The organism is Streptomyces anatolicus (assembly GCF_019400875.1).
Lineage (GTDB): Bacteria > Actinomycetota > Actinomycetes > Streptomycetales > Streptomycetaceae > Streptomyces > Streptomyces anatolicus.
This window is the reverse complement of sequence record NZ_WMBF01000327.1, coordinates 1-7,080: the sequence shown is the minus strand read 5'-3', so window position 1 is coordinate 7,080 and position 7,080 is coordinate 1. Positions and strand designations below refer to the sequence as shown.

General features: G+C 71.4%; 6 protein-coding genes and 1 pseudogene. 4 read left to right on the top strand and 3 right to left on the bottom strand.

Annotation, left to right across the window (positions count from 1 at the left end):
- Positions 1-317 (bottom strand): annotated as a pseudogene (locus tag GKQ77_RS23790) (hypothetical protein); the annotation flags it as partial.
- A gap of 151 nt (positions 318-468) precedes the next feature.
- Here GKQ77_RS23790 and GKQ77_RS23785 point away from each other — a divergent pair.
- Positions 469-1,158: an endonuclease V gene (locus GKQ77_RS23785; RefSeq protein ID WP_219690971.1), complete on the top strand. Its 690-nt coding sequence runs from the start codon at positions 469-471 to the stop codon at positions 1,156-1,158.
- An 80-nt stretch (positions 1,159-1,238) separates the two neighbouring features.
- The gene (locus tag GKQ77_RS23780; protein ID WP_219690970.1) at positions 1,239-2,693 is read left to right on the top strand and encodes a glyceraldehyde-3-phosphate dehydrogenase; all 1,455 of its coding nucleotides are present in this window, start codon (positions 1,239-1,241) and stop codon (positions 2,691-2,693) included.
- Positions 2,694-2,760: 67 nt separating this feature from the next.
- Here the strand turns inward: GKQ77_RS23780 and GKQ77_RS23775 are convergent, their stop codons facing one another.
- The gene (locus tag GKQ77_RS23775) at positions 2,761-3,936 is read right to left on the bottom strand and encodes an epoxide hydrolase family protein (RefSeq protein ID WP_219690969.1); all 1,176 of its coding nucleotides are present in this window, start codon (positions 3,934-3,936) and stop codon (positions 2,761-2,763) included.
- 113 nt (positions 3,937-4,049) lie between these two features.
- On the opposite strand from GKQ77_RS23775, the gene GKQ77_RS23770 reads away from it, so the two are divergent.
- On the top strand, positions 4,050-4,625 hold the full coding sequence (locus tag GKQ77_RS23770) for a CGNR zinc finger domain-containing protein (RefSeq protein ID WP_219690968.1): 576 nt from the start codon (positions 4,050-4,052) through the stop codon (positions 4,623-4,625).
- 63 nt (positions 4,626-4,688) lie between these two features.
- On the opposite strand, the gene GKQ77_RS23765 is transcribed toward GKQ77_RS23770, so the two are convergent.
- Positions 4,689-5,912, bottom strand: coding sequence for a saccharopine dehydrogenase family protein (locus GKQ77_RS23765; protein ID WP_219690967.1), 1,224 nt, complete (start codon positions 5,910-5,912; stop codon positions 4,689-4,691).
- Between the two features lie 225 nt (positions 5,913-6,137).
- Here GKQ77_RS23765 and GKQ77_RS23760 point away from each other — a divergent pair.
- A partial coding sequence (locus tag GKQ77_RS23760; protein WP_219690966.1) for a CaiB/BaiF CoA transferase family protein occupies positions 6,138-7,080 on the top strand: 943 nt, incomplete at its 3' end.

Below are 7,080 nucleotides of genomic sequence, written 5' to 3'. Positions count from 1 at the left end.
CCGCGTGGCGTGGCCGTGGTCTGGTCGCGCATCAGCGCGCGGGTCACCTTCAAGGTGAGCCAGCCCGCCCCGAGCCCGGCGCAGGCGCCCGCGGCGGTGGCGGGGCCCGCGCCGAGACCGGTCGTGCCGAGCACGATGGCTCCCCCGAAGCCGAGCATGGACACGAACCCGGCGACGACCGGCAGTGAGAGGAGCCCGTCGAAGAGCCCGTCCAGCACCCCCGCGCCCCCGAAGAGCCCTTCGAGCACTCCGTCGAGGACGAGCGAGAGCACCAGCAGCACGATCCCCGCGATGCCGAGACCCAGAAAAACCGTCATCGGACCACTTCCCCCGTCATGCCGTTCACCTCGGTACGGGAAGATCATGACATGCGGGTACGACACGCCACATTGCCTGATTCCGGCAATCTTTACGCGCCCTTGATGCCGGTCGGCGCCGAAAGTGCGCCCCACTAGGCTGGCCCGCACCATGATCAGCTACCCACTGCCCGCCGACTGGCCCACCGACGAGAAGGCGGCCCGTGCCGTTCAGGACGAGCTGCGTGGCCGCGTCGTCCTCGACGAGGCGGGGCCGCCGCCCGGCGCCGGACACGTGACCGGGGTGGACGTCGCCTACGACGACGAGCGGGATGTCGTCGCCGCGGCCGTCGTCGTGCTCGACGCGGCCACGCTCGACGTGATCGAGGAGGCGACGGCCGTCGGCACCGTGGCGTTCCCCTACGTGCCGGGCCTGCTCGCCTTCCGGGAGATCCCGGCCGTCCTCGCCGCGCTCTCCCGGCTCGGCGCCGACCCGGGCCTCGTCGTCTGCGACGGCTACGGCGTCGCGCATCCGCGCCGCTTCGGCCTCGCGAGCCACCTCGGCGTCCTGACGGGACTGGCGACGATGGGCGTGGCGAAGAACCCCTTCACCTTCGCGTACGAGGCTCCGGCCGCGCCCCGCGGCAGCGCCTCGCCCCTGCTGGACGGCGCCGAGGAGGTGGGCCGCGCGCTGCGCACCCGCGAGGGCGTGAAGCCGGTCTTCGTCTCGGCGGGCCACCGGGTGACGCTCGACAACGCCTGCGCCCACGCGCTGCGCCTCACCCCCCGCTACCGCCTGCCCGAATCCACGCGCCGCGCGGACGCGCTGTGCCGGGCCGCCCTGCGGGAAGCGGCCAGGTGAGGGGCGTGGAGCGGCCCGGTGAACGATCAAAAGAAGAGCGGGTTAGCATATGAGCGCCGCCTAGCTCGAAAGAGAAACCTGTGACTGTCAACGACGACTCGTTCACCAACTGGAAGCACCGCGAGGAGATCGCGGAGTCGATGATCCCGATCATCGGGAAGCTGCACCGCGAGCGGGACGTGACGGTCCTGCTGCACAGCCGCTCCTTGGTGAACAAGTCGGTGGTCAGCATCCTCAAGACCCACCGGTTCGCCCGCCAGATCGCCGGCGAGGAACTGTCGGTCACCGAGACGCTGCCCTTCCTCCAGGCTCTCGCCGCGCTCGACCTCGGCCCGTCGCAGATCGACATCGGCATGCTCGCCGCGACGTACCGCAGCGACGACCGCGGCCTTTCGGTCTCCGAGTTCACCGCCGAGGCCGTCGCGGGCGCCACGGGTGCCAACAAGATCGAGCGCCGCGAGGGCCGCGACGTCGTGCTCTACGGCTTCGGCCGCATCGGCCGCCTCGTCGCCCGCCTGCTCATCGAGAAGGCCGGCTCCGGCAACGGCCTGCGGCTGCGCGCCATCGTCGTACGCGGGGGAGGGGAGCGGGCCGCCGAGGACATCGTCAAGCGTGCCTCGCTGCTGCGCCGCGACTCCATCCACGGCCAGTTCCAGGGCACCATCACCGTCGACGAGGCGAACAGCAAGATCATCGCCAACGGCAACGAGATCAAGGTCATCTACGCGAACGACCCCTCTGAGGTCGACTACACCGCGTACGGCATCAAGAACGCCATCCTCATCGACAACACCGGCAAGTGGCGCGACCGCGAGGGTCTTTCCAAGCACCTGCGCCCCGGAGTCGACAAGGTCGTCCTGACCGCCCCGGGCAAGGGCGACGTGCCCAACATCGTGCACGGCGTCAACCACGACACGATCAAGCCGGACGAGCGGATCCTGTCCTGCGCCTCCTGCACCACCAACGCGATCGTCCCGCCGCTCAAGGCGATGGCGGACGAGTACGGCGTGCTGCGCGGCCACGTGGAGACCATCCACTCGTTCACCAACGACCAGAACCTCCTGGACAACTACCACAAGGCCGACCGCCGCGGCCGCTCCGCGCCGCTCAACATGGTGATCACCGAGACCGGCGCCGCCTCCGCCGTCGCCAAGGCGCTGCCGGACCTGAAGGCGCCGATCACCGGCAGCTCGATCCGCGTCCCCGTGCCGGACGTCTCGATCGCGATCCTCAGCCTGACGCTCGGCCGCGAGGCCACCCGCGAAGAAGTCCTCGACTACCTCCGCAACGTCTCGCTGACCTCGCCGCTCAAGCGCCAGATCGACTTCACCAGCGCCCCCGACGCGGTCTCCAACGACTTCATCGGCTCGCGCCACGCCTCGATCGTCGACGCGGGCGCGACCAAGGTCGACGGCGACAACGCGATCCTCTACCTCTGGTACGACAACGAGTTCGGCTACTCCTGCCAGGTCATCCGCGTCGTCCAGCACGTCTCCGGCGTGGAGTACCCGACGTACCCGGTACCGGTCGCCTGATTCCCCTCCAGGTGCGCGCCGCCCGGCTTCCGTACCGGCCTGACATGGCGGTACGGAGGGCGGGCGGCTACGGCCGATGGGCGGCCAGCACTGCCGCGAGCCCGTCCCGCAGATCCTCGACGAAGTACTCGGGAACCTCCAGCGACGGGAAATGCCCCCCGGCCCCGGCCGCCCTCCAGCGGACGATCTGCCGGAACCGCTCCTGGGCCCAGGCGCGCGGATACTTCTCGATGTCGCGGGGGTACGTGGTGATCGCCGCCCGCACGTCGACCCGAAGGCCGGGGTCGAGCGAGTCGTGGCTCTCGTGGTAGATGCGGGCCGCCGACGCGCCGGTCCTTGTCAGCCAGTACAGGGTGACGTTGTCGAGGACCCTGTCCCGGGAGACAGTCTCGAACGGACTGTCCTCGGTATCCGTCCACTCGGCGAACTTGTCGAGTATCCAGGCGAGCAGCCCGACCGGTGAGTCGACGAGCGAGTAGCCGATGGTCTGCGGCCGGGTCGCCTGCTGCTTCGCGTACGCCGTGCGGTGGCGCCAGAAGTCACGGGTCTCCTCGGCCCACGCGCGCTCGGCCGCCGTCAGCCCGTCCGTCGTCAGGCCGGGCGGTGCCTGCGCCAGCGTCGTGTGGATGCCGAGCACCTGCTCCGGAAACCGGCCGCCGAGGATCGTGGTGATCACGCCTCCCCAGTCGCCGCCGTGGGCCACGAACTTGTCGTAGCCGAGCCTTCCCATCAGTTCCACCCATGCGGCCGCGATCCTCTCGGTTCCCCACCCGGTGGTGGCCGGCTTGTCGCTGTGGCCGAAGCCCGGCAGCGACGGGACCACGACGTGGAACGCCGGCGCGTCCGCGTCCTTCGGATCCGCCAACTCGTCCACCACATCGATGAACTCGGCGACGCTGCCCGGCCAGCCGTGCGTCAGGATCAGCGGAGTGGCGTCCGCGCGCGCGGAGCGACGGTGCAGGAAGTGGATTCCCAGGCCGTCGACGGACGTACGGAACTGGCCGATCCGGTCAAGCCGCGCTTCGAACGACCGCCAGTCGTACCCGGTGCGCCAGTATTCCACGAGGTCGACGAGGTCGGCGAGCGGAACGCCCTGCTCCCACCGGCGCGGGCCGGATGCGGCGCGAGGGACCGTCTCGGCCTCCGGCAGCCGCGCCGCGGCCAGCCGGGCGCGCAGATCGTCGAGGTCGGCGTCGGTCGCGTGGGCTTCGAATGCTTGCACGTCGTCGGTCGGGCGGGGCATGAGACCTCCTGGCCGTAGCGGAGCCGGCCGCGGACTGACGCGCTCCAGGGCGAACCGGCTAAGACGGTTCTACCGTGCCCTCGCGGCGGCGTGCAACCGGCTAAGGTGGTTCCATGCGCGCTGAGTTCCCTGACTTCCGCCTCGGTAATGTGCTGGCGACCAGCTTCACGGGGACTCTGTCGGAGCGTCATGGCAACGCCGTGGAGCGCATTCCCACGCCGCAGCGGCTCGTCGACTGGCTGGCGGTGAACGGCCTCGCCGTCGCGTCCTGCACCACGGCGCAGCTCGAACGAGCCCGGGAGCTGAGGGAGTCGATCCACGCCGCCGCGACGGCGGCCGCGGTCCAGGACGCACTCCCTGCCTCCGCTGTCCAGGTCATCAATGACCGCAGCGCTCAGGGCCGGGCCGCGGCCGTCCTGACGCCCGAGGGCAAGCGGCGGTGGCTGCTCGGCTCGGCCTCCCGCGTGGAGGACGCCCTCGGCGTGATCGCCGCCGACGCGATCAGTGTCATCGCGGGCGAACGCGACGGGAAGCTGGCCCTGTGCGCCTCGCCGACCTGCCGAGCCGCCTTCTTCGATACCAGCCGGAGCCGCACCCGCAGATGGTGCGACATGAACACGTGCGGGAACCGCCAGAAGAAGGCGCGCTTCCACGCGAACCAACGCGCCAACCTCGGATCGGCGGAGTGAGCGAACGCGGCACACCCCCGAGGGGCTTGGCTCATACCCCTCGGGGGACACCAGTCACGGGCTCTAGCGCACGGACGCCACCCGGAAGACGAGTCCCGCCGCCTCCAGCCGTGCCAGGAGCGCGTCGCCCATCGCCTGGGCCGTGGTCACCTGCCCGGCGGACGGCGGCAGCGCGTCAAGGGCCAGGCACAGCGCCGACTCGGCCAGCATCTTCGCCGTCTCGTCGTACCCCGGGTCGCCGCCCGAGACCTCGGTGCAGACCCGCTTGCCGCCGCCCTCGCCGATGAACCGCACCGAGAACCACGTCTTGGCCCGCCGCTCCTGGCTCGGGCCGTCACCGGGCTTCAGCCGGCCTGAGAGCCACCGCCGCGCGGGCGCCAGTTGCGCGACCGCCAGCAGACCGCCGACGGCGAGCGTGCCGCCCAGCGCCATGGGCAGCGTCCGTACGGCCGCGTAGTGCCGGTAGCGGAAGTCCGGGCCGTACCGCTCCAGGGCCCGCGCCGAGCGCTGCACCACCTGCGGGTCGATCGTCGGCAGCGGCAGCGCCCAGGCGCCGACCTCGCCCGCGTACCGCGGTGGGCTCGGCGGCGCGTACGCCTTGCGGTCCGCCGGGCGGGACTCGTGGCGCCGCCGTTCCTTGGCGGCGGCCAGCATCTGCGGGGCCCGGCCGAACTGGTTGAGCGCGGAGGCGAAAGTGCCGCCGGAGAACTGCCCGTTGGTCCGTACGAACCCGTCGACCCGCAGCGGCACGCCCTCCGGCAGCTGCTTCACCGTGAAGTACACGCCCAGGTCGTGCGGGACCGAGTCGAAACCGCACGCGTGCACGAGCCGCGCGCCGGTCTCCCGCGCGCGGGCGTCGTGCCGCACATACATCAGGTCGACGAATTCCGGCTCGCCCGTCAGATCCACGTAGTCCGTGCCCGACTCCGCGCACGCGGCGACCAGTTCCTGCCCGTACGTCAGATAGGGGCCGACGGTCGTGGCGACCACGCGCGCGTGGGCGGCCATCTCCCGCAGCGACTCCGGGTCGGCCACATCGGCCCGCACCAGGGGGAGTTCGGCGCAGGCCGGGTCTATGGCGGCCAGGTGCTCGCGCAGCTTCGCCAGCTTCGTGGTGTCGCGCCCCGCGAGGGCCCAGCGCACCTCCTTGGGCGCGTGCGCGGCCAGATACTCCGCGGTGAGCATCCCCACGAAGCCGGTCGCTCCGAAGAGCACGACGTCGTAGGGGCGACGCTTCTTCTCGCCGGTCGTGGTGTCGCCACTGGTCTCGCTCTGGTGAGTGTTCATGGCACCTCTCGCCGTACGTCCGTCCGGTCGTGGTGGCCGAGGCTAGCGCGCACCACCGGAGCCCGGCGCGTGTGCCCCCGGCGCGGAGCACGTCCGCCGAGCCGGCCGGAGCCTCCGCGGTCCAAGATTGGCTAAGCGCTTGCTCGTCAGGGGCTTGTGCACAGTGGAACACGTTCTTAGCATCACTGGTGTTACATCAGTTGTGTCATAGCGGCTGGGGGCTCAATGGCAGTGCCGGACAGGGGCGTTAACGGGCCGCTCGCCGGGGTGCGCGTGGTGGAGCTGGCGGGCATCGGGCCCGGCCCGTTCGCGGCCATGCTCCTGGCCGACCTCGGAGCCGATGTCGTGCGTGTGGACCGTCCGGGCGGCGGCGGCCTCGCCATCGACCCGACCTACGACGTCACCAACCGCAACAAACGCTCGGTGATCGTCGACCTGAAGGCCGACGGCGGCGCTGCCCAGGTCCTCGACCTGGTCGAGCGCGCCGACATCCTCATCGAGGGGTACCGCCCCGGCGTGGCCGAGCGCCTCGGCGTCGGCCCCGAGGCCTGCCACGCGCGCAATCCGCGGCTCGTCTACGGCCGGATGACCGGCTGGGGCCAGGAGGGCCCGCTCGCCCAGCGCGCCGGGCACGACATCGCGTACATCGCGATCACCGGCACCCTCGGCATGATCGGCGATCCCGGCGAACCGCCCGCGATCCCCGCGAACCTCGTCGGCGACTACGCGGGCGGCTCGCTCTACCTCGTCGTCGGCGTCCTCGCCGCGCTCACCCACGCGCGCGTGCACGGCGAGGGCCAGGTCGTGGACGCCGCGATCGTCGACGGCGCCGCCCACCTCTCCGCGATGATCCACGGCATGCTCGCGGCCGGCGGCTGGCAGGACCGGCGCGGCGCCAACCTCCTCGACGGCGGCTGCCCCTTCTACGGCAACTACGAGACCTCCGACGGCGGTCACATGGCCGTGGGCGCCCTGGAGCAGCAGTTCTACGACGAGTTCATCGCCTTGCTCGGCCTCGCCGAGATGGCGCCCGCCCGCAAGGACCTGGCCCGCTGGGGCGAGCTGCGCGAGGCCGTCGCCGCCCGCTTCAAGGAACGTACGCGCGAGGAGTGGACGGCCGTCTTCGAGGGCTCCGACGCGTGTGTGGCGCCGGTGCTCTCCCTGCGCG

Coding starts and splice junctions, on each gene's coding strand:
- GKQ77_RS23765 (WP_219690967.1), bottom strand. CDS start 5,912: ATGAACACTCACCAGAGCGAGACCAGTGGCGACACCACGACCGGCGAG.
- GKQ77_RS23770 (WP_219690968.1), top strand. CDS start 4,050: ATGCGCGCTGAGTTCCCTGACTTCCGCCTCGGTAATGTGCTGGCGACC.
- GKQ77_RS23775 (WP_219690969.1), bottom strand. CDS start 3,936: ATGCCCCGCCCGACCGACGACGTGCAAGCATTCGAAGCCCACGCGACC.
- GKQ77_RS23785 (WP_219690971.1), top strand. CDS start 469: ATGATCAGCTACCCACTGCCCGCCGACTGGCCCACCGACGAGAAGGCG.